Raw genomic sequence first — 21,245 nt, 5'->3', positions numbered from 1 at the left:
CCGGGTGACGCGTACGGACGTGACCGAAGAAACAGAAGGCTCGGAACCCGGCGGCTACGCGGCGGCCCGGCTGCGCCTCCTCACCGAGGGGGCGCGGTCCGGGCCGCCGCGCCGCAGGGCGCTGGCCGAACTGACGGACGACTGGCTGGCGGGCCTCTTCGGCTCCGCCACCGGCGGACACACGGGCGTCTCGCTCGTCGCCGTCGGCGGCTACGGGCGCGGCGAGCTGTCCCCGCGCAGCGACCTGGACCTGCTCCTGCTGCACGACGGCCGCGACGACAAGGCCGTCGCCGCACTCGCCGACCGCCTCTGGTACCCGGTCTGGGACCTGGGCCTCGACCTCGACCACTCCGTACGCACCCCGCAGCAGGCCCGCAAGACCGCGGGCGAGGACCTGAAGGTCCAGCTCGGACTCCTGGACGCCCGCCACCTCGCCGGAGATCTCGGCCTGACCTCCGCCCTGCGCACCGCCGTCCTCGCCGACTGGCGCAACCAGGCCCCCAAACGCCTCCCCGAACTCCGGGACCTGTGCGCCGAGCGCGCCGAACGCCAGGGCGAGCTGCGCTTCCTCCTGGAACCCGATCTCAAGGAGGCCAGGGGCGGCCTGCGCGACGCCACCGCCCTGCGCGCCGTCGCCGCGTCCTGGCTCGCCGACGCCCCGCGCGAGGGCCTCGCCGACGCCCGGCGCCGGCTGCTCGACGTGCGCGACGCCCTCCACCTGGCGACGGGCCGGGCCACCGACCGGCTGGCCCTGCAGGAACAGGACGAGGTGGCGGCCGCCCTGGGCCTGCTGGACGGCGACGCCCTGCTGCGGCAGGTGTACGAGGCGGCCCGCGTCATCTCCTACGCGGGCGACGTCACCTGGCGCGAAGTGGGGCGCGTGCTGCGCTCGCGGTCGGTACGGCCGAGGCTGCGCGCCATGATGAGCGGAAGGAACGGCGGAAAACCGGCCGCCGAACGCTCCCCGCTCGCCGAGGGCGTCGTGGAGCAGGACGGCGAGGTGGTGCTCGCCCGCACCGCGCGCCCCGAGCGCGATCCCGTACTCCCGCTGCGCGCCGCGGCCGCCGCCGCGCAGGCCGGCCTCCCGCTCTCCCTGCACGCCGTACGGCGCCTGGCGGCCACCGCGCGTCCCCTGCCCACGCCCTGGCCCGCCGAGGCGCGTGAGCAACTGGTGACCCTGCTCGGTTCGGGGCGCCCCACGGTGCAGGTCTGGGAGGCGCTGGAGGCCGAGGGCCTGGTCACGCGGCTGCTGCCCGACTGGGAGCGGGTCCGCTGCCGTCCGCAGCGCAACGCCGTGCACCTGTGGACCGTCGACCGGCACCTGATCGAGACGGCCGTCCGCGCCGCCGGGTTCACCCGCCGGGTGCACCGCCCCGACCTGCTCCTGGTCGCCGCGCTGCTGCACGACATCGGCAAGGGCTGGCCCGGCGACCACTCCGTGGCCGGCGAGACCATCGCCCGGGACGTCGCCGCCCGCATCGGCTTCGACCGCGCGGACGCGGCCGTCCTCGCCACCCTCGTACGCCACCACCTCCTGCTCGTGGAGACCGCAACCCGGCGCGACCTCGACGACCCGGCCACCGTGCGCTCCGTCGCCGCCGCGGTCGGCACGGAGCGCACGCTGGAACTGCTGCACGCCCTGACCGAGGCGGACGCACTGGCCACCGGGCCGGCCGCCTGGTCGTCCTGGCGCGGGTCCCTCGTCGCCGACCTCGTGAAACGGGTCGCCGGGGTGCTGGCCGGGGAGCCGGCGGCCGAGGCCGAGGCCGCCGCGCCCACCGCCGAGCACGAGCGGCTCGCGGTCGAGGCCTTCCGCACCGGCGGTCCGGTCCTGGCGCTGCGCGCCCAGACCGAGCCGCCGGCCGATCCGGCCCAACCGTCCGATCTGTCCGATCCATCCGGTCCGGCGGACGCGTCCGGGCGCGGACCGGGCGATCCCGGGGCGGTCGATCCGGCCGGCACCGTTTCCGAGCCGCTCGGCGTGGAGCTGCTGATCGCCGTACCCGACCAGGCGGGGGTGCTCCCCGCGGTGGCCGGCGTCCTGGCCCTGCACCGCCTGACCGTCCGCACGGCGGAGCTGCGGTCCCTTCCGCTGCCGGACGGTGTCGACGGCTCCGTCCTGCTCCTCGACTGGCGGGTCGCCGCCCAGTACGGCTCCCTGCCCCAGGCCGCCCGGCTCCGTGCAGACCTGGTCAGGGCCCTGGACGGCACGCTGGACATCGCCGGACGCCTGGCCGAACGGGACGCCGCCCATCCCCGGCGCCGGGGCGTGGAGCCGCCCCCGCCCCGCGTGACCGTCGCCCCGGCCGCCTCCCGGTTGGCCACGGTGATCGAGGTCCGCGCCCAGGACGCGCCGGGGCTGCTGTTCCGGCTGGGGCGCGCACTGGAGGCGGCCGGGGTGCGGGTGCGGAGCGCGCACGTGTCGACGCTGGGGGCGAACGCGGTGGACGCGTTCTATGTGACGCGGGGCGAGGGGGTGCCGTTGCCGGGGGAGGAGGCGGCCTCCGTCGCGCGGGAGGTGGAGGAGTCGCTGCGGGGGTGACCGCGAGCCGACGCCCTGCCCCGTACCCGCGAGCCGACGTTCCGTACCCGCGGGGCGTCGGTCCTCGTCCGCTCTCTGCCGCGGGCAGGGACGATTTGCTTGCCGGGCCGGATACCCTGGAGGGCGACCCACACCAACGCCGACGCGAGGACCTACGCCGCCGTGTTCGATACTCTCTCCGACCGCCTGTCAGCCACCTTCAAATCCCTCCGGGGCAAAGGACGGCTGACCGAGGCGGACATCGACGCCACGGCCCGCGAGATCCGCATCGCGCTCCTCGAGGCCGACGTGGCACTGCCCGTCGTGCGCGCCTTCATCAAGAAGGTCAAGGAGCGTTCCCTGGGCGCCGAGGTCTCCAAGGCGCTCAACCCCGCCCAGCAGGTCCTCAAGATCGTCAACGAGGAGCTGGTCGGCATCCTCGGCGGCGAGACCCGCCGGCTGCGCTTCGCCAAGCAGCCGCCGACCGTGATCATGCTGGCGGGTCTGCAGGGTGCCGGTAAGACCACCCTCGCGGGCAAGCTCGGCCGCTGGCTCAAGGAGCAGGGCCACTCGCCGCTCCTGGTCGCCTGTGACCTTCAGCGCCCCAACGCCGTCAACCAGCTGAGCGTCGTCGCCGAGCGCGCCGGTGTCGCGGTCTACGCCCCCGAGCCGGGCAACGGCGTGGGCGACCCGGTCAAGGTCGCCAAGGACTCCATCGAGTTCGCCAGGACCAAGGTCCACGACCTGGTCATCGTCGACACCGCCGGCCGCCTGGGCATCGACCAGGAGCTGATGCAGCAGGCCGCGGACATCCGTGACGCGGTGTCGCCGGACGAGATCCTCTTCGTCGTCGACGCGATGATCGGTCAGGACGCGGTCAACACCGCCGAGGCCTTCCGCGACGGCGTCGGCTTCGACGGCGTCGTGCTCTCCAAGCTCGACGGCGACGCCCGCGGTGGTGCGGCCCTGTCGATCGCCTCGGTGACCGGCAAGCCGATCATGTTCGCCTCGAACGGCGAGAAGCTCGAGGACTTCGACGCCTTCCACCCGGACCGGATGGCCTCCCGCATCCTCGACATGGGTGACCTGCTCACCCTGATCGAGCAGGCGGAGAAGACGTTCAGCCAGGAAGAGGCCGAGAAGATGGCCTCCAAGCTGGCGTCCAAGAAGGGCCAGGACTTCACCCTGGACGACTTCCTGGCCCAGATGGAGCAGGTCCGGAAGATGGGCAGCATCTCGAAGCTGCTCGGGATGCTTCCCGGCATGGGCCAGATGAAGGACCAGATCAACAACCTCGACGAGCGCGACGTCGACCGCACGGCCGCCATCATCAAGTCGATGACCCCGGCCGAGCGTCAGGAGCCGACGATCATCAACGGCTCGCGCCGCGCCCGTATCGCCAAGGGTTCCGGCGTCGAGGTCAGCGCCGTCAAATCACTCGTCGAGCGGTTCTTCGAGGCCCGCAAGATGATGTCCCGCATGGCCCAGGGCGGCGGCATGCCCGGGATGCCGGGGATGCCCGGCATGGGCGGCGGGCCCGGCCGGCAGAAGAAGCAGCAGAAGAAGGCCAAGGGCAAGCAGCGCTCCGGAAACCCGATGAAGCGCAAGCAGCAGGAGCAGGAGGAGGCCGCCCGCCGGGCCGCCGCCGCGCAGGGCGGCGGTGCCCTCGGGCTGCCGCAGCAGGGCGGTCAGGACTTCGAGCTGCCCGACGAGTTCAAGAAGTTCATGGGCTGACGGCCCTTCTCGTACCGCACCACCGGGGCGGCCCTTCGATCGAGGGGCCGCCCCGACGGGTTACTTCTGCGGGAACTTCCAGACGTAGGGCTCGCCGTCCTCCTCGGACCAGTGCACCTCTACGCTGGCGGCGCCCGCGGGAATCACGTAGGTCTCGCAGAAGACGTGGCTCTCGCCCTGCTTCCAGCTCTCGACGTCGTACGGGTCCTCGCAGCCCGGCGCGTCCTCGGAGGCGCCGATGAGGACGCCGCCGCGCTGTCCGTCGGCGAAGACCGTGGCGCCGTCGTGCACGTCGGAGCCCTCGGTCAGCGCGGGGCCGCTCTTGTGCGTGTACTTGATGTGCGCGGTGGCCAGCACCTTGCCCTTGGCGTCCGCGGCGTCCGCCACCGCCTTCGCGGCCTCCGCCTCGGTGCCGACGTCGACCTTCTGGGCCAGGACCTCGTACGTGACCTCGCCGGGGTCCTCCGCGACCTTCCCCGTCGCGCTCTCGCCCGTCGCCATGTCGCCGCCCGACGCGGGCTGGGACGGCGACGGCGAGGCCTCGGTGGTCGCCGGGCTCTTCGCGTCGGCGTCGGTGTCGTCGCCGCCCCCGCAGGCGGTGAGGGCCAGGGCGAGGACGGTGACCGGCGCGGCGAGGCGCAGTGCGGTCTTGCGGTGCGGCACTACAGGCTCCTGTATGCAGATGTGTCTGTTCCCCCGAACGGTGGATCAGCGTAGAGGCCCAAGATCCACCAGGGGAAACCGCGGAAGCCCCGGCCCGGCTTCTTCACACCATTCACACCCGCACCGGAAGAAGTGCGTCACGAACCGATCGCGTACCGCGCACATCCGATCGGAAGCGGCCGTCAAGGCACCCGGGCGATCAGGTAGCGGAACACGTTCGGCATCCACACGGTCCCGTCCGGCCGCTGGTGGGGATGGAGGGCCTCCGTCAGCTCCTTGTCCACCTGTTCCGGGTCGGTCGCCTCGACCGCCGCGTCGAACAGCCCGGTGGACAGCAGCCCCCGCACCGCGCTGCCGGTGTCGGCGTAGCCGAACGGGCACGCCACTCGTCCCGAGCCGTCCGGCCGGAGCCCGGCCCGCTGGGCGACCTCCTCCAGGTCGTCACGCAGGGCGGGGCGCCAGCTGCCGGCAGCGCGCAGCGGGTCGGAGAGCTTGGCGGCCACCCGCAGCACCGACGTCGTGGCGCACCGCTCGGGCGGCCCCCAGCCGGCCAGCACCACGGCCGCGCCCCGCGCGGCGAGCGGCGTCGCCCGGGCGAGCAGTGCGCCGAGCCCTTCCGCGTCGCCGGCAAGGCACCCGGTGGGCTCGAAGGCGGTCACCAGGGTGAACGCCGGTGCCGTCGGGTCCGCCGCGTTCTCGGGTGGGCCGTCGATGATCCTCGGTGCGCCGGCACGCGCGCGCGTGCCGCCCGTTCCGGGGGTCCGCGGCCCCTCGTACGCCTCCGGTTCCTCGGGCACCCCGGTCGCCAGGCGTCGGCGGGCCAGGGCCAGGAGTTCCGGGGAGCGGGAGTCGACCCCGGTCACCGCGGCGCCGCGCGCGGCCGCCATCAGCAGCGCGAGACCGGAACCGCAGCCCAAGCCCAGCATGCGCGTGTCGCCGCCCACGTCCAGTCGCTCGTAGACGGCCTCGTAGAGCGGTACGAGCATCCGCTCCTGTATCTCGGACCAGTCACGCGCGCGTGCACGCGGGTCCACGTGAGGTGCCGCCCCCGCGTGAGACGAGTGCTGCCGCACGAGCGTAGGTGTCATAGGAAAGCGCCCCAATCGCCGAGTGTTGCCGCCGTGCCCGATTCCATGGCCCCCGTGCAGTGCGCTCGCACTCCCCCCGTATGCCAGGTAACTCCGGGCTCGCCGTGGCGTCCAGTGGTAGCGGGGCCCGGTTTGCCCGATCCCCGGCACCCTGGCGAGATTTCACTTCCCGGCAATGTGGGCCTGGCCGCGTGGTACCCGGGGTAGCCCCGTCCGGTGCCCTTGGCCGGATGGCCGGATCGTTTCGCCCGGCGATGACCGTGGGTGGCCGCGGCGCCGAGGGGGCGGTTCCGGCCAAGGTCGGCCGGTCCGGCGGCCACCGCGCGGGGCCCGGACGCGCCGGGAGGCGGGGCGGTGCCGCACGCGGGCGGGGCACCGGGTAACGTCGCTTCCGCCGACGCGCCCACTCGGACGGCGCTCCTCCGGCGCGACAGCGGCCGAAACGCCCCTTGCGCCCGCGCGGGTCGCCCGCACTCCGGCGCGTGGACGGCTGCTACACGCCGGCGCGTACGTCGGACTACGCACCAGCTTGGTACGAGCTGTGCGGCTTCTCCGCAGATCAGCGCACCCGCCCTCGTCGGGACGCATCAGCGGCAACTGACTGGTACGTGCAAATTATTTGGGATGCCCCGGAATAGGAACACAGCGGCACCCCGGCTCGTTGTCATTACGTGAGCACGACACCACCTGTTCTCGCCGCAGAGCTGGCGCAGGCGTGGGCCGACATTCAGCGGCACCACACCGAGCTGCCCGATCTTGCCGCGCCCGAGTCCCTGATCGGAGAGTCGTCGTCCGCCTGCGGGCACGAGCTCTCCTTCGAGCGACTGCTTCACGAGGCAGTCCACGGCATCGCCGCCGCGCGCGGAGTACGCGACACCTCCCGCGCGGGGCGCTACCACAACCGTCGATTCCTCGCGATCGCCGAGGAGCTGGGCCTGGACCACCCCGAGGAGCCGCATCCCAGCAGTGGCTTCTCGCTGGTCACGCTCACCCCCGAGGCGAAGCGCCGCTACCGCCCGACGATCGAACGCCTCCAGCGCGCGCTGAAGGCCCACACCGCCGCCACCGCGACCGACACGGCCCGCAGCTTCCGCGGTCCGGCCGCCCGCCACGGCTCCTCCGGGGGAGGGGTGCGCGTGAAGGCCGTCTGCGACTGCGGGCGCAACGTGCGCGTCGTCCCGTCGGTGCTGGCCCAGGCCCCGATCATGTGCGGCGGCTGCGGCAAGCCGTTCCGCATCCCGGAGGTGGTCGGTGCGGGAGTGAGCTGACGGTCCGGCTGCTCGTGGCAGCCGGACCGGGGCCGGGGCCCGTCGCCGTCCGGAGCCGAGTGGTCCGCCCGCGTGGCGGATCCGGTGCCCTCGGTCCGGCGGGCCCGGCCGCGTGTGGCACAATGGCTAGCTGTACTCGACAGTCGCACAGGACCCCTCTCTCCTCCGGCTGACGCGTCCATCGGGCACTCGGGTACCGCAACCCCACGCGGCTCTCTCGCCGTGCCCACCCACGTCAAAACCAGGAGAACCCACTCCCGTGGCAGTCAAGATCAAGCTGAAGCGTCTGGGCAAGATCCGTTCGCCTCACTACCGCATCGTCGTCGCCGACTCCCGTACCCGCCGTGACGGCCGGGCCATCGAGGAGATCGGCAAGTACCACCCGACGTACAACCCGTCGGTGATGGAGGTCGACGCCGAGCGTGTGGCGTACTGGCTCGGTGTCGGCGCGCAGCCGACCGAGCCCGTGCTCGCCATCCTGAAGAAGACCGGCGACTGGCAGAAGTTCAAGGGCGAGCCCGCCCCGGCTCCGCTGCTGCAGCCGGCCGAGAAGGCGGCCCGCCCGTCCTTCGAGGCGATCGGTGGCGAGGACGAGGGCAAGGGTGAGGCGATCACCCAGAAGAAGAAGGCCGACAAGAAGGACGAGGCCGCCGCCGACTCCTCCGCGTCCGAGGCCTGAGCATGCTCGAGGAGGCTCTCGAGCACCTCGTGAAGGGCATCGTCGACAACCCTGACGATGTGCAGGTCGCCTCGCGCAACCTGCGCCGCGGACGGGTGCTCGAGGTCCGGGTCCACCCCGACGACCTCGGCAAGGTGATCGGCCGCAACGGCCGCACCGCACGCGCCCTGCGTACCGTCGTGGGCGCCATCGGCGGTCGCGGTGTCCGCGTCGACCTCGTCGACGTGGACCACGTCCGCTGACGCCAATCGCAGCACCGGCTCGGGCCGGGGAAGGCCACTGGGCCGTCCCCGGCCCGCAGTCGTATGAGCCCGTCGTGCGGGCTCGTCGCAGTTCCGACAGGAGATCAAGCACAGTGCAGCTGGTAGTCGCGCGCATCGGCCGCGCCCACGGGATCAAGGGCGAGGTGACCGTCGAGGTCCGCACGGACGAGCCGGAGCTGAGGCTCGGGCCCGGTGCCGTACTGGCCACCGACCCTGCCTCCGCCGGACCGCTCACCATCGAGACCGGCCGGGTGCACAGCGGCCGCCTCCTGCTGCGCTTCGCCGGCGTCCACGACCGCACCGGCGCCGAGGCGCTGCGCAACACCCTCCTGATCGCCGACGTCGACCCGGACGAGCGGCCCGAGGACGAGGACGAGTACTACGACCACCAGCTGATCGACCTCGACGTGGTGACCGCCGACGGCACCGAGGTCGGCCGCATCACCGAGATCTCCCACCTGCCCACGCAGGACCTGTTCGTGGTGGAGCGCCCCGACGGCAGCGAGGTCTACGTGCCGTTCGTCTCCGAGATCGTCACCGACATCGACCTCGACGAACAGCGGGCGGTCATCGACCCGCCGCCCGGCCTGATCGACGACCGGGCCGAGATCGCCTCCGCGCGGGACGCCGCTGCCGAGGACGGCGCTGCCGAGGACGCCGGGGACGAGGCGTAATGCGGCTCGACGTCGTCACGATCTTCCCCGAGTACCTGGAGCCGCTGAACGTCTCCCTCGTCGGCAAGGCACGCGCGCGTGGGCAGCTCGGCGTCCACGTGCACGACCTGCGCGAGTGGACGTACGACCGCCACAACACGGTCGACGACACCCCCTACGGCGGCGGCCCCGGCATGGTCATGAAGACCGAGCCGTGGGGCGACGCACTGGACGCCGTCCTGGCCGACGGCTACGAGAGCGGCTCCGGCGAACCGGCGCTGATCGTGCCCACGCCCAGCGGCCGGCCCTTCACCCAGGAACTCGCCGTCCACCTCTCCGAGCGGCCCTGGCTGATCTTCACCCCCGCCCGCTACGAGGGCATCGACCGCCGGGTCGTCGACGAGTACGCGACCCGGATGCCCGTGTACGAGGTGTCCATCGGCGACTACGTCCTGGCCGGCGGCGAGGCCGCCGTACTCGTCGTCACCGAGGCCGTGGCCCGGCTGCTGCCCGGCGTGCTCGGCAACGCCGAGTCCCACCGGGACGACTCCTTCGCCCCCGGCGCCATGGCCAACCTGCTGGAGGGGCCCGTTCACACCAAGCCGCCGCAGTGGCGCGGGCGCGGTATCCCGGACGTGCTGCTCAGCGGCCACCACGGGAAGATCGCCCGTTGGCGCCGCGACGAGGCCCTGCGCCGCACCACGGCCAACCGGCCCGACCTGATCGAGCGGTGCGAGCCCGCCGCCTTCGACAAGAAGGACCGCGAGATGCTCTCCATCCTGGGCTGGCAGCCGGATCCGGACGGGGAACCCTACGGCCGATTTTGGCGCAGGACCCCGGGCATGGAAGAATAGGCCGCTGTTGTGCGTCCGTCCGGAGCGCGCCCCTGCCACAGGGGGAGACGACGCCCGTCCCGACCCGCACGACCCTGATTCCGAAACACCTAGTTTCCGTCGATGACCTGTGGCATCGGCGAAGAAAGCAGACGAAATGTCTCACCTGCTCGACTCCGTCGACGCCGCGTCGCTGCGCAGCGACGTCCCGGCCTTCCGCCCCGGCGACACCGTCAACGTCCACGTGCGCGTCATCGAGGGCAACCGCTCCCGTGTGCAGCAGTTCAAGGGCGTCGTCATCCGCCGTCAGGGCGCCGGCGTGCGCGAGACCTTCACGGTCCGCAAGGTCTCCTTCTCCGTCGGCGTCGAGCGCACCTTCCCGGTGCACACCCCGATCGTCGAGAAGATCGAGCTCGTCACCAAGGGTGACGTCCGCCGCGCCAAGCTGTACTACCTGCGCGAGCTGCGCGGCAAGGCCGCGAAGATCAAGGAGAAGCGCGAGAGCTGAGCGCCCTCCGAGGTCCGTGCCGGGGCCGGATAGCATCTGGCCCCGATGGACACCGAAGCACAGCACACGGAGCGCGACCGCTCCTCCCGCCCCTCCGACTCCGAGCAGCCCTCGGATCCGGAAGGCCCGGAGGACCGGTCGCGTTCCGCGTTCGCGGGACGGATCACCGACTGGGTGCCGGGCGGCCGGATCACCGTGACCCTGCTGGTCCTCCTGCTGTTCCTGCTGCTGCTCAGCACCTTCGTGCTGCAGCCGTTCCAGATCCCGAGCGGATCGATGGAACGTGGATTGAGGATCGGTGACCGCGTTCTCGTAAACAAGTTGGCGTACCGTTTCGATGGCCGCCCGCAGCGGGGCGACATCGTCGTCTTCGACGGCACCGGGCTCTTCGGGCACGGCGACTACATCAAACGCGTTGTCGGTGTGGGCGGGGACCACGTGGTGTGCTGCGACGAGGAGGGGAGGATCCGGGTGAACGGCCAGTCGGTCGACGAGTCGGCCTTCCTCTACCCCGGCGACCGTCCGTCCACGGTCCCCTTCGACGTGGTCGTCCCCGACGGCACCCTCTTCGTGCTCGGCGACCACCGGGCCGACTCCAGCGACTCCCGCGACCACCTGGGCTCCCCGGGCGGCGGGATGGTCCCCCTGGACGAGGTGATCGGCCGCGCCGACTGGATCGTCTGGCCCTTCGGCCACGCCACCCACCTCGACCGTCCCGACGCCTACGCGCGCGTGCCGGACGCGGAGACAGGCGGCGGGGAGGCTTCCGGGGCCGGGGCAGGGTCCGCGGCTGGTGCTGGTGTCGGTGCTGGTGCGGCGCGCGCCAAGGACGCCGATGGGTAGCCGGGGCAAGCCGCGGGGAGCGCCCAGCAGCCCCACGGAGAACCTGCTGCCCACCGGTTCCAGGCGCACCACGGCGCCGTCCGGCGGCCGCTCGCGCGCCGAGCGCCGCAAGCTCCAGCGCAAGGTCAAACGGCGGCGCAGACGCGGCGCCGTCAAGGAGATCCCGCTCCTCGTCGGCGTCGCCGTCCTCATAGCGTTGGTACTGAAGACCTTCCTCGTCCAGGCCTTCGTGATCCCGTCGGGCTCCATGGAGCAGACCATCCGGATCGGCGACCGGGTCCTGGTCGACAAGCTCACCCCCTGGTTCGGCTCCGAGCCGCAGCGCGGGGACGTCGTCGTCTTCCGGGACCCCGGCGGCTGGCTCCAGGGCGAGCAGACCACCAAGAAGGACGACCCCGTCGTCGTCAAGCAGGTCAAGGAAGGCCTCGCCTTCATCGGGCTGCTGCCGTCCGACGACGAGAAGGACCTCATCAAACGGGTCGTCGGCGTGGGCGGGGACCACGTCAAGTGCTGCGACAAACAGGGCCGCGTCACCGTCAACGGCGTTCCCCTGAACGAGGACTACCTGTACCCCGGGGATGTGCCGTCCCGGACGCCGTTCGACGTCACCGTCCCCGAGGGGCGGCTGTGGGTGATGGGCGACCACCGGTCCAACTCCGCCGACTCCCGCGTCCACCAGGAGACCGACTTCGGCACGGTGTCCCAGGACGAGGTGGTGGGCCGGGCCATGGTGATCGCATGGCCGTTCGGCCACTGGACCACCCTGGACGAACCGAAAACGTACGCTGCCGTGTCCGACTCGGCCTCCGGTTCGACCGCCGCTCCCGGGCTGTCGCATAGGGTTGCCCCCTACGATCCGAACGCGATGGTGGAACTCCCGACCCCTGCGGAACTCCCGCTCGTTATGGGAGTGGTGGGCCTGCGCCGTATCCGGGGCAGGCGGCGGCAGAGAGTGAGGAGTTGGCGTGGGGGATGTGGCGGTTGGCGCACGGTCCGGACACGACGGCGAGGAGAACCGCGGACGCCCCGAGGAGACGGCCGGCCCGGCGGCGGTCGGCGCCCCGGACTCCGGGTACGGCTCCGGAACCGAGGACGGCAGGGTGACGAACGGACAGAGCGGCCAGGACGGGCACAACGGCGGGACCGAGGAGGAGGGGGTCGGCGGGACGCCGCCCGCGACACCTCCCGCGGCCAAGAAGCAGCGCTCCTTCTGGAAGGAGCTGCCGATCCTGATCGGCATCGCGCTGGTGCTCGCCCTGCTGATCAAGACGTTCCTGGTGCAGGCGTTCTCGATCCCGTCCTCCTCGATGGAGAACACCCTGCAGATCGGTGACCGGGTCCTGGTCGACAAGCTGACCCCCTGGTTCGGATCCGAACCCGAGCGCGGTGAGGTCGTCGTCTTCCACGACCCGGCCGACTGGCTGGCGGGCGAGCCGACGCCCGACCCGAACGCGCTCCAGACCGTCCTCAGCTGGATCGGCCTGATGCCGTCCGCGGAGGAGAAGGACCTGATCAAGCGCGTCATCGGCGTCGCCGGCGACACGGTCGAGTGCAACAAGACCGGCCCGCTCAAGGTCAACGGCAAGGCGCTGAACGAGCCGTACGTCTACCCGGGCAACACGCCGTGCTCGGACGACGACCAGGGCGGCCGGTTCAAGGTCACGGTGCCCGAGGGCAAAATCTGGGTCATGGGCGACCACCGGCAGAACTCCCGGGACTCGCGCTACAACCAGTCGGACAAGAACGGCGGCATGGTCCCGGTGGACGAGGTCGTCGGCCGCGCCATCGTGGTCGCCTGGCCGATGGACCGCTGGAGCACCCTGCCGGTCCCGGACACCTTCGGCCAGGACGGCCTGCAGTCCCAGGCCCAGTCCTCGGCCGCCGCCGCGCTGTCGGTCGCTCCCCAGGGCCTGGCCCTGGCCGGCGTGGCCCCCTTCGTCTGGTGGCGCCGTCGCCGCACCGCCCCGGTCGAGACCCGCTGAGCCCACCGCAGCCCGCTGAGGTTCGAACAGCCCCCTTCCGGCCGTCTTCCGGTCGCCGGGAGGGGGCTGCCCCGTTGGCGTACCGCCGGGTAAGGTGCGGCTCCATGGGTGGCGAGAGCACGACACGTACGGTCCCGCGCGGCGGCGCGGCGAACAGGCGTCCGGCGGGCGGCCGGACCGGGCAGCGGCTGTCCGGCATCGCCGTGGCGCTGGGTCTGGTGCTGTTCCTCGGCGGGTTCGGCTGGGGCGCGGTGGTCTACCGGCCCTACACCGTGCCGACCAGCTCCATGACGCCGACCATCGACGCCGGTGACCGGGTGCTGGCGCAGCGCATCGACGGCGCCGACGTCCGCCGCGGCGACGTCGTCGTGTTCAACGACGCGTCCTGGGCCAACGCGCCCATGGTCAAGCGGGTCGTCGCCGTCGGCGGGGACACCGTCTCCTGCTGTCAGAAGGGCAGGCTGAAGGTCAACGGCAAGGTGATCGACGAGCCGTACCTGCCCGCCGGCACCCCGGCCGAGATCAGCGACTTCCAGACGGTGAAGGTCCCGGAGGGCCGCCTGTTCCTCCTCGGCGACGAGCGCGACAACTCCGTGGACTCCACCGCCCACCTCACCGACGCGGCCCGCGGCACCGTGTCGCGCGGCGCCGTGGACGCCCGCGTGGACGCCGTGGCCTGGCCGATGAACGGCATGCTGGAGCGGCCGACCGGCTTCGAGACGCTGGGCGACCTGTCCTCGCCGGGCCCGCTGCGGACGGTCGTTGTGCTGGTGATCGCCGGGGCGGTGCTGATCCTGGGCGGCGCGGCCTACGGTCCGCTCGCCAAGCGGGCCGGGGCCTCCCGCGCCCGAAGGGGAGCGGAGCCCACCGGTGCCCGCTGAGGAGACCCCGGCGGCACCGGACACCTACGAGGGCGGACTGCGCCGGGTCGCCCGGGTCGTGCTGCTCGACCCAGACGACCGCATCCTGCTTCTGCACGGGCACGAACCGGACGACCCCGCCGACGACTGGTGGTTCACGCCCGGCGGAGGTGTGGAGGGCGACGAGACCCGTGCCGAGGCCGCCCGGCGCGAGCTTCGGGAGGAGACCGGCATCACCGACGTCGAACTCGGCCCGGTGCTGTGGCGGCGCAGGTGTTCCTTCCCCTTCGCGGGTCGCCGCTGGGACCAGGACGAGTGGTACTACCTGGCCCGCGCCGCCCGGACCGCCGCCGAGGCGGTCGGCCCCGGCCTCACCGAACTGGAGCGGCGCAGCGTCGCCGGAGCGCGCTGGTGGACGTGTGAGGAACTGACCCGGGCACATGAGACGGTGTATCCGACCAGACTCGCCGAGCTGCTGCGCACGCTGCTCGACGAAGGTCCCCCGGCCGGCCCGGTGACCCTGGACACCGAAATCGTCTAGGGGCGCACGGGACTGGCGCACAATGGGGGGACCGCACGGCTGAAGGGGAACATGCCATGAGCGCCGAGGACCTCGAGAAGTACGAGACCGAGATGGAGCTCAAGCTCTACCGGGAGTACCGCGATGTCGTCGGTCTGTTCAAATATGTGATCGAGACCGAGCGGCGTTTTTACCTCACCAACGACTACGAGATGCAGGTGCACTCGGTCCAGGGCGAGGTGTTCTTCGAGGTCTCCATGGCTGATGCCTGGGTGTGGGACATGTACCGGCCCGCTCGGTTCGTCAAGCAGGTGCGAGTGTTGACGTTCAAGGACGTGAACATCGAGGAGTTGAACAAGAGCGACCTGGAGCTCCCGGGCGGGTGACGGAGTTTTCCACAACCGGTGAGTATTTCACCGTGAGTGACGGGATTCGCCCGTCTGCGTGATGGTTGGCGCCGGAGGTGGTGCCGACATGAACGCACGAGGTGCGATGGGCAGGTACGGCGAGACGCTCGCCGCCCGCCGGCTGACCGGGGCCGGAATGACCGTGCTGGAGCGCAACTGGCGCTGCGGCAGGACCGGCGAGATCGACATCGTGGCCCGGGACGGAGACGTCCTGGTCGTCTGCGAGGTCAAGACGCGCAGGGGCGGCTCCTTCGAGCACCCGATGGCCGCCGTGACCCCGGACAAGGCGGAGCGGCTGCGGCGGCTCGCGGAGCGCTGGATCCAGACCCACGGAGGGGCCGCGCCCGGCGGCGTGCGCATCGACCTGGTCGGCGTCCTCCTCCCGCAGCGCGGCGCCCCCGTGGTCGAGCACGCCCGGGGGGTGGCGTGATGGGGTTCGCGCGTACGTGCTCGGTGGCGCTCGTCGGCGTCGAGGGCGTGGTGGTGGAGGTCCAGGCCGACCTGGAGCCGGGCGTGGCCGCCTTCACGCTGGTGGGACTGCCGGACAAGAGCCTCACGGAGAGCCGGGACCGGGTGCGGGCGGCCGTGGTCAACTCGGGTGCGGAATGGCCGCAGAAGAAGCTGACCGTGGGACTCAGCCCGGCCTCGGTGCCCAAGAGCGGCAGCGGCTTCGACCTCGCCGTCGCCGCGAGCGTCCTGGGCGCCGCGGAGCGGATCGACCCGCGGGTGCTCGCCGACATCGTGATGATCGGAGAGCTGGGACTGGACGGCCGGGTGCGACCGGTGCGCGGCATCCTGCCGGCGGTCCTGGCCGCGGCCGAGGCCGGCTACGAACAGGTGGTCGTGCCGGAGTGCGCCGCGGCCGAGGCGTCCCTCGTCCCGGGGGTGTCGGTGCTCGGCGTGCGCAGCCTGCGCCAGCTGATCGCCGTCCTCGCCGACGAACCCGTGCCGGAGGAGGACCAGGAGCAGGCCCAGCAGGGCCGTCCCGACCCGCTCCTGGCCGGTCTGCGCATGCCCGGCACCGGCGCGGCCACCGGAATGCGCAGCATGGGAGCGGCCCAGCACGACCACGGCCACGACCTCGCCGACGTCGTCGGACAGGAGTCGGCGCGCACGGCGGTGGAGGTCGCCGCGGCCGGCCGCCACCATCTGTTCCTGGAAGGCCCGCCCGGCGCCGGCAAGACCATGCTCGCCGAACGGCTGCCCGCCATCCTGCCCCGGCTGTGCCGTGCGGAGTCCCTCGAGGTCACCGCCGTGCACTCCGTGGCGGGGCTGCTGCCGCCGGGCAAGCCGCTGATCGACGTGGCCCCCTACTGCGCTCCCCACCACTCCGCCACGATGCAGGCCCTCGTCGGCGGCGGCCCGGGCATCGCACGGCCGGGAGCCGTGTCGCTGGCACACCGAGGGGTCCTGTTCCTGGACGAGACGCCGGAGTTCAGCAGCCACGCGCTGGACGCGTTGCGTCAGCCGCTGGAGGCCGGGCACGTCGTCATCGCGCGCAGCGCGGGGGTGGTGCGCTTCCCGGCGCGGTTCCTGATGGTGCTCGCCGCCAATCCCTGCCCCTGCGGGCGGTTCTCGCAGACCGACGAGTTGTGCGAGTGCCCGCCCTCGGCGATCCGCCGCTACCAGGCCAGGCTGTCGGGGCCACTGCTCGACCGCGTCGACCTGCGGGTCGAGGTGGACCGGGTCACACGCAGCCAGCTGGCGGGCAACGGCCCCCGGGGCGACGCCACCGCGACGGTCGCCGACCGGGTGCGCGCGGCCCGGGAGCGGGCGGCCACCCGCCTCGCGGGCACCCCGTGGCGGTCGAACAGCGAGGTGCCCGGCAGGGAGCTGCGCAGCCGCTGGCGCGCCGCGCCCGGTGCGCTGGACGAGGCGGAGCGCAGTCTGGAACGCGGTGTCCTGACCGCCCGCGGACTCGACCGCGTCCTGCGCGTCGCCTGGACCGTCGCGGACCTCGTCGGTCACGACCGCCCCGGACCGAGGGACGTCGCCCTGGCCCTGCAACTGCGCACCGGGGTGCCGCGCGGCGTCCCGATGGCCCTGGGAGCACTGACATGAGCGAGGACACGGTGCCCCCGCAGAACGACGCCCTGTTCGCCGACGACGCCGCGTCTCTCGGCGGCGTTCCGCCCGCAGGGCACGCGCAGGAGTGGGACGAGGCACGGCGCGTTGCCCCACCGGGCGGCGACACGTCGGACGTTGGCGCCGCGGCCGGGCCGGACCTCACAGCTGGAAGGCACGGCCCGGCGGGGGAGCACGGGCCGACCGGAGCGGGCTGCGAGGTTGGAGAGTACGGCTCGGCCGCAGGGGACGGCTCGGACGGGCCGGACCTCGCGGGCGGGAAGCGCGTCGTCGTGGTGAGGCCCGGCCCGGCCGGGCCGGATCTCGCGGCAGGGAGGGAGAGCACTGTCGGGCACCGCGGCTCGGCGGGAAGGGACGGGAAGGCCGGGCCGGGCCTCGCGGCCGGTGGGGAAGGCGCGGGTGGAGACGGCGGCGCGGTCGGGAAGGGCAGCCCGGTCGGGGAGGAGGGCCCGGCGGGAGGAGGTGGCCGGGACGTACGGGGAGTCGCTGCCGGGGTCCGCGCCGTCGGCGGGCCAGGTGCTCCGGACTCGGGCACCTGCCCGGGCTGCGGTCCGGACTCGGGCGGGGCCTGGAGCGACGGGCCGGCGGATGCCGAGCTGCTCGGGCGGGTCTTCCTCGCCCGGGTTCTCGAGCCCGGGGACGAGGTCGGAGGGCGGTGGATGCGGGAGCGCGGTGTCGTGGAAGTGGTGCGGCGCCTGCGCGAGGGCGGACGCGCCCTGCCGGGAGCGAGCGAGAAGCGGTGGGCCGGCCTGTGTGCCCGGGCGGTCAAGGCCGACCCGCAGCGTGACCTGGCCGCCGCCCGGTCCGCGGGGGCGCGGTTCGTGATCCCCGGGACCGCCGAGTGGCCGGGGCAGCTCGACGACCTCGGTGACGCCCGCCCACTCGGGCTGTGGGTGCGCGGCGGGCCCAGTCTGCGCATGTGGGCGCTTCGGTCGGTCGCCGTCGTCGGTGCCCGCGCCTGCACCGAGTACGGCGCCCACATGGCCGCCACCCTCGCCGCCGGCCTGGCGGAGCGCGGCTGGGTCGTGGTGTCCGGCGGCGCCTACGGCGTCGACGGCGCCGCACACCGGGGCGCCCTCGGCGCCGGCGGCGCCACCGCGGCGGTCCTCGCCTGCGGCGTCGACCGCCCCTACCCTCCCGGACACACGGCACTGATCACCAGGATCGCCGAGCAGGGCCTGGTCGTCGGGGAGCTGCCACCGGGCGATCATCCGACGCCGAGCAGATTCGTCCTGCGCAACCGGGTCATCGCCGCGCTCACCCGGGGCACCGTGGTGGTCGAGGCCGCCTACCGCAGCGGTTCTCTGGTCACCGCCCGGGCGGCCCGGCGGCTGGGCCGGCACGTGATGGGCGTGCCCGGACCGGCGACCAGCGCGCTCTCCGCGGGGGTGCACGAGTTGCTGCGCGGCGACGCGGTGCTCGTCGGCGACGCCGCCGAGGTGGTCGAACTGGTCGGCGCCATGGGAGAGCTGCCGCCGGAGCGGCGCGGGCCGGTCCTGCCCACCGATCTCCTGGAGCCCCGGACCCGCCGCACACTGGCCGGGCTTCCCGGACGGGGAACGGCGACGGCGGCCGAGGTGGCACGCAGCGCCCAGACCACCGAGGACGACGCGACCGCGAGACTGTACGAGCTTCGAGCGCTTGGTTACGTCGAACGACACGGCGACGGCTGGAAGTTGACACGCCAGGCGATGATCTCGATTCGCGGCGGTCGCAACCCGTGCTGACGCACCGTGTTCGGCCGTCCGGGGGAAGCCCGACGCCCGTGGGGATTCCGGCAGTTGGGGTATTCGAGTGATCACTCAGAGCGATGGCGATCCCCCCGGTAGAGCGTCAGCGGAACGTATCTGCGTAGGGTCACCACCCGCTCCTTCGCACACCGCGACAGCTCAGTCACGCTACGCTCACGATGCCCCCACGCAGACGGCCGACAGCAGGTGACCACCAGAAAGCAGAGCGGCGGCCTCAAGCGCACGACATCACGGCAGAACGGCACTAGGCGACGAATGCCCCAGCACACCTCCGGGTCCGACCGGGCGGCGATCCCCCCAGCCGCCCGCGACGGTGGCAGCGTGCGACCGTCCGCCCCCTCGACGCTCGACGAGCTGTGGCGGTCGTACAAGGCGACCGGCGACGAGCGGCTGCGGGAACAGCTGATCCTGCACTACTCGCCCCTCGTGAAGTACGTGGCGGGCCGGGTCAGTGTGGGACTGCCGCCCAATGTCGAGCAGGCCGACTTCGTCTCCTCCGGAGTGTTCGGGCTGATCGACGCCATCGAGAAGTTCGACGTCGACCGCGAGATCAAGTTCGAGACGTACGCGATCACCCGGATCCGGGGCGCGATGATCGACGAACTGCGTGCGCTGGACTGGATCCCGCGGTCGGTGCGGCAGAAGGCGCGCAATGTGGAACGCGCGTACGCGACCCTGGAGGCACGGCTGCGCCGCACCCCGTCGGAGAGCGAGGTCGCCGTGGAGATGGGGATCGCCGTGGAGGACCTCCACGCGGTCTTCAGCCAGCTCTCGCTGGCCAACGTGGTGGCCCTGGAGGAGCTGCTGCACGCGGGTGGCGAGGGCGGCGACCGGCTGAGTCTGATGGACACGCTGGAGGACACCGCCGCCGACAATCCGGTGGAGGTCGCCGAGGACCGGGAGCTGCGACGGCTCCTGGCCCGCGCGATCAACACGCTGCCGGAGCGGGAGAAGACGGTCGTCACGCTGTACTACTACGAGGGCCTCACGCTCGCCGAGATCGGGAACGTGCTGGGCGTGACCGAGAGCAGGGTCAGCCAGATTCACACCAAGTCGGTGTTGCAACTGCGCGCCAAGCTTGCCGGTTTCGGCCGCTGACCTGGGCCTACGGCACGAGAACGCCCCGGCCGGCCCGCCCGTCGGTACGCGTCCGGCCGACGCGTGACTCCCGTCCGGGGGGCCGCGTCCGTAAAGTGGTGACGTGCCAAGGATTCGAGCGGCCTCCGTGGCCGAGCACCGGTCGATGCAGCGTGCCGCCCTGCTGGACGCGGCACGCTCCCTGTTGTCCGACGGCGGGACGGAGGCGCTGACCTTCCCCGCCCTCGCCGAACGCACGGGTCTCGCCCGGTCGTCCGTCTACGAGTACTTCCGGTCGCGGGCGGCCGTCGTCGAGGAACTGTGCGCCGTCGACTTCCCCGTCTGGGCCGCGGAGGTCGAGGCGGCCATGGAGCGCGAGACGGCTCCCGAGGCCAAGGTCGAGGCGTATGTGCGCACCCAGCTCGACCTGGTCGGGGACCGGCGGCACCGGGCCGTCGTGGCCATCTCCGCGAGCGAGCTGGACGCCGGCGCGCGGGAGAAGATCAGGGCCGCGCACGGCGGGCTGATCGCGATGATCGTCGAGGCGCTCGGCGAGCTGGGGCACGACCAGCCGCGACTGGCGGCGATGCTCCTCCAGGGCGTCGTGGACGCGGCCGTACGGCGGATCGAGCTGGGCGCGGCCGAGGAGCCGGCGGCGATCACGGAGGCGGCCGTCTCCATGGCGCTGCGGGGCGTACGGGGCTGACCTCCGCGCGGCCGGGCAACGGCACCCCCAGCACGGGCAGCAGCCTCGACGGACCGGCGTCCAGCAGCCACGGCGGGAGCAGGGACAGCGGGTTCAGGTAGACGTCACCCCGCAGCAGGCCCCAGTGCAGGCAGCCCGTGCAGTGCGAGCCCGCCGGCTGAACCCAGCCGAGCACCTCCCCGGCCGCCACCACGTCGCCCTCCTCCACCACCGCCTCGACCGGCGCGTACGTCGTCCGCAGGGGCGGATCACCCGTCCCCGCCAGCTCCAGCGAGACCACGCCCCGGCCCGCGACCGGCCCCGCGAACGACACCCGCCCCGCGGCCACCGCCCGCACCGGCGTCCCGCCCGCGGCGGCGAGGTCCACGCCGCGGTGGCCCGGTCCGTAGGGGGTCGCCGGGGGCTCCCAGCCCCGCAGGACCGCGGGCCGGACACCGACCGGCCAGTTGCGGGCCACAGCCGGTACCCCCGGATCGGGCACCCTCCGTGTGCCCTCCGGTGCCGCGCCCCTTGGTGCCTCGGCCGCCCCACGGCCCGACACGGCGGCCGCGACCGCCACCGCCCCCGCCGCCCTCGGAGTCCGACCCGGCGGCCCCGCGGCCAGTACGCCCAGTACGCACAGCACGCCCACTACGGCCAGGACGGTCATGACCGACATGACGGCCGGCGCGGCCGGCAGCACCGGCAGCCGGGTCCGTCCACGCACCCATCGCCTCGTTCGCATGCGTGCACCGTCCCGCACCGGGGCCGATCCCCGCCCGGCCCTGTGGACCGCGTACCGCTTGTGGACAGCCGCGTCACCCG

General features: G+C 72.9%; 21 protein-coding genes and 1 pseudogene. 19 read left to right on the top strand and 3 right to left on the bottom strand.

The window, feature by feature from the left end; translation table 11 throughout:
• The first annotated feature begins 4 nt into the window (after positions 1-4).
• A complete protein-coding gene (locus D1J63_RS10105; protein ID WP_164712781.1) occupies positions 5-2,542 on the top strand; it encodes a [protein-PII] uridylyltransferase in 2,538 nt (845 codons plus the stop codon).
• Positions 2,543-2,704: 162 nt separating this feature from the next.
• Entirely contained in the window at positions 2,705-4,255 is a 1,551-nt protein-coding gene (gene ffh / locus D1J63_RS10100; RefSeq protein WP_125628640.1) for a signal recognition particle protein, read from the top strand.
• A 60-nt stretch (positions 4,256-4,315) separates the two neighbouring features.
• Here the strand turns inward: ffh and D1J63_RS10095 are convergent, their stop codons facing one another.
• Entirely contained in the window at positions 4,316-4,918 is a 603-nt protein-coding gene (locus tag D1J63_RS10095; RefSeq protein WP_125628639.1) for a hypothetical protein, read from the bottom strand.
• 182 nt (positions 4,919-5,100) lie between these two features.
• Positions 5,101-6,006 (bottom strand): SAM-dependent methyltransferase, encoded by a 906-nt coding sequence (locus tag D1J63_RS10090; RefSeq protein WP_125628638.1) that lies wholly within the window; start codon positions 6,004-6,006, stop codon positions 5,101-5,103.
• Between the two features lie 671 nt (positions 6,007-6,677).
• Here D1J63_RS10090 and D1J63_RS10085 point away from each other — a divergent pair.
• The 17 genes and pseudogenes from D1J63_RS10085 (at position 6,678) to D1J63_RS10005 (ending at position 20,441) form a co-directional block, all read left to right on the top strand.
• Positions 6,678-7,274 carry a hypothetical protein gene (locus D1J63_RS10085; RefSeq protein ID WP_030188620.1) on the top strand — a complete coding sequence of 199 codons (597 nt, stop codon included), beginning with the start codon at positions 6,678-6,680 and terminating at the stop codon, positions 7,272-7,274.
• A gap of 259 nt (positions 7,275-7,533) precedes the next feature.
• Entirely contained in the window at positions 7,534-7,953 is a 420-nt protein-coding gene (rpsP, locus tag D1J63_RS10080; RefSeq protein ID WP_125628637.1) for a 30S ribosomal protein S16, read from the top strand.
• 2 nt (positions 7,954-7,955) lie between these two features.
• Entirely contained in the window at positions 7,956-8,195 is a 240-nt protein-coding gene (locus D1J63_RS10075) for an RNA-binding protein (RefSeq protein ID WP_003973401.1), read from the top strand.
• 113 nt (positions 8,196-8,308) lie between these two features.
• A complete protein-coding gene (gene rimM / locus D1J63_RS10070; protein WP_102930709.1) occupies positions 8,309-8,890 on the top strand; it encodes a ribosome maturation factor RimM in 582 nt (193 codons plus the stop codon).
• Positions 8,890-9,723: a tRNA (guanosine(37)-N1)-methyltransferase TrmD gene (gene trmD, locus D1J63_RS10065; protein WP_125628636.1), complete on the top strand. Its 834-nt coding sequence runs from the start codon at positions 8,890-8,892 to the stop codon at positions 9,721-9,723. Before rimM ends, trmD begins: the two co-directional genes overlap by 1 nt.
• A gap of 136 nt (positions 9,724-9,859) precedes the next feature.
• On the top strand, positions 9,860-10,210 hold the full coding sequence (gene rplS, locus D1J63_RS10060) for a 50S ribosomal protein L19 (protein ID WP_007444857.1): 351 nt from the start codon (positions 9,860-9,862) through the stop codon (positions 10,208-10,210).
• 45 nt (positions 10,211-10,255) lie between these two features.
• Positions 10,256-11,053 (top strand): signal peptidase I, encoded by a 798-nt coding sequence (gene lepB, locus D1J63_RS10055; protein WP_176153599.1) that lies wholly within the window; start codon positions 10,256-10,258, stop codon positions 11,051-11,053.
• Positions 11,046-12,125: pseudogene (lepB, locus tag D1J63_RS10050) on the top strand (signal peptidase I); the annotation flags it as partial. The gene lepB (D1J63_RS10055) and the pseudogene lepB (D1J63_RS10050), both read left to right, overlap by 8 nt.
• Positions 12,019-13,035, top strand: a complete 1,017-nt coding sequence (lepB, locus tag D1J63_RS10045; RefSeq protein WP_241235541.1) for a signal peptidase I — start codon at positions 12,019-12,021, stop codon at positions 13,033-13,035. The pseudogene lepB (D1J63_RS10050) and the gene lepB (D1J63_RS10045), both read left to right, overlap by 107 nt.
• A 104-nt stretch (positions 13,036-13,139) precedes the next feature.
• The gene (gene lepB, locus D1J63_RS10040; RefSeq protein WP_125628633.1) at positions 13,140-13,916 is read left to right on the top strand and encodes a signal peptidase I; all 777 of its coding nucleotides are present in this window, start codon (positions 13,140-13,142) and stop codon (positions 13,914-13,916) included.
• Entirely contained in the window at positions 13,906-14,436 is a 531-nt protein-coding gene (locus D1J63_RS10035; RefSeq protein ID WP_125628632.1) for an NUDIX hydrolase, read from the top strand. Before lepB (D1J63_RS10040) ends, D1J63_RS10035 begins: the two co-directional genes overlap by 11 nt.
• Before the next feature lie 56 nt (positions 14,437-14,492).
• Entirely contained in the window at positions 14,493-14,801 is a 309-nt protein-coding gene (locus D1J63_RS10030; protein ID WP_003965949.1) for a DUF2469 domain-containing protein, read from the top strand.
• Between the two features lie 88 nt (positions 14,802-14,889).
• Positions 14,890-15,252 (top strand): YraN family protein, encoded by a 363-nt coding sequence (locus D1J63_RS10025; protein WP_164712779.1) that lies wholly within the window; start codon positions 14,890-14,892, stop codon positions 15,250-15,252.
• On the top strand, positions 15,252-16,883 hold the full coding sequence (locus D1J63_RS10020; RefSeq protein ID WP_125628630.1) for a YifB family Mg chelatase-like AAA ATPase: 1,632 nt from the start codon (positions 15,252-15,254) through the stop codon (positions 16,881-16,883). The genes D1J63_RS10025 and D1J63_RS10020 overlap by 1 nt, the downstream gene beginning before the upstream one ends.
• Before the next feature lie 620 nt (positions 16,884-17,503).
• Positions 17,504-18,634: a DNA-processing protein DprA gene (gene dprA, locus D1J63_RS10015; protein ID WP_125635354.1), complete on the top strand. Its 1,131-nt coding sequence runs from the start codon at positions 17,504-17,506 to the stop codon at positions 18,632-18,634.
• A gap of 279 nt (positions 18,635-18,913) precedes the next feature.
• Entirely contained in the window at positions 18,914-19,756 is an 843-nt protein-coding gene (gene whiG / locus D1J63_RS10010) for an RNA polymerase sigma factor WhiG (RefSeq protein ID WP_061442316.1), read from the top strand.
• A 127-nt stretch (positions 19,757-19,883) separates the two neighbouring features.
• The gene (locus tag D1J63_RS10005) at positions 19,884-20,441 is read left to right on the top strand and encodes a TetR/AcrR family transcriptional regulator (protein ID WP_061442315.1); all 558 of its coding nucleotides are present in this window, start codon (positions 19,884-19,886) and stop codon (positions 20,439-20,441) included.
• On the opposite strand, the gene D1J63_RS10000 is transcribed toward D1J63_RS10005, so the two are convergent.
• The gene (locus D1J63_RS10000) at positions 20,395-21,165 is read right to left on the bottom strand and encodes a M23 family metallopeptidase (RefSeq protein WP_315979016.1); all 771 of its coding nucleotides are present in this window, start codon (positions 21,163-21,165) and stop codon (positions 20,395-20,397) included. The genes D1J63_RS10005 and D1J63_RS10000 overlap by 47 nt on opposite strands.
• Positions 21,166-21,245: the final 80 nt, after the last annotated feature.

The sequence above is a fragment of the Streptomyces sp. KPB2 genome (assembly GCF_003950055.1).
In the GTDB taxonomy this organism is placed as follows: domain Bacteria; phylum Actinomycetota; class Actinomycetes; order Streptomycetales; family Streptomycetaceae; genus Streptomyces; species Streptomyces salinarius.
This window is presented reverse-complemented; position numbering and strand designations above follow the sequence as displayed.

What these genes read in the sequence shown, in the direction of transcription:
- D1J63_RS10020 (WP_125628630.1), top strand. Translation starts at nt 15,252, where the DNA reads ATGGGGTTCGCGCGTACGTGCTCGGTGGCGCTCGTCGGCGTCGAGGGC.
- D1J63_RS10025 (WP_164712779.1), top strand. Translation starts at nt 14,890, where the DNA reads ATGAACGCACGAGGTGCGATGGGCAGGTACGGCGAGACGCTCGCCGCC.
- D1J63_RS10075 (WP_003973401.1), top strand. Translation starts at nt 7,956, where the DNA reads ATGCTCGAGGAGGCTCTCGAGCACCTCGTGAAGGGCATCGTCGACAAC.
- trmD (WP_125628636.1), top strand. Translation starts at nt 8,890, where the DNA reads ATGCGGCTCGACGTCGTCACGATCTTCCCCGAGTACCTGGAGCCGCTG.
- rplS (WP_007444857.1), top strand. Translation starts at nt 9,860, where the DNA reads ATGTCTCACCTGCTCGACTCCGTCGACGCCGCGTCGCTGCGCAGCGAC.
- D1J63_RS10030 (WP_003965949.1), top strand. Translation starts at nt 14,493, where the DNA reads ATGAGCGCCGAGGACCTCGAGAAGTACGAGACCGAGATGGAGCTCAAG.
- lepB (WP_125628633.1), top strand. Translation starts at nt 13,140, where the DNA reads ATGGGTGGCGAGAGCACGACACGTACGGTCCCGCGCGGCGGCGCGGCG.
- D1J63_RS10000 (WP_315979016.1), bottom strand. Translation starts at nt 21,165, where the DNA reads ATGCGAACGAGGCGATGGGTGCGTGGACGGACCCGGCTGCCGGTGCTG.
- whiG (WP_061442316.1), top strand. Translation starts at nt 18,914, where the DNA reads ATGCCCCAGCACACCTCCGGGTCCGACCGGGCGGCGATCCCCCCAGCC.
- lepB (WP_176153599.1), top strand. Translation starts at nt 10,256, where the DNA reads ATGGACACCGAAGCACAGCACACGGAGCGCGACCGCTCCTCCCGCCCC.
- D1J63_RS10090 (WP_125628638.1), bottom strand. Translation starts at nt 6,006, where the DNA reads ATGACACCTACGCTCGTGCGGCAGCACTCGTCTCACGCGGGGGCGGCA.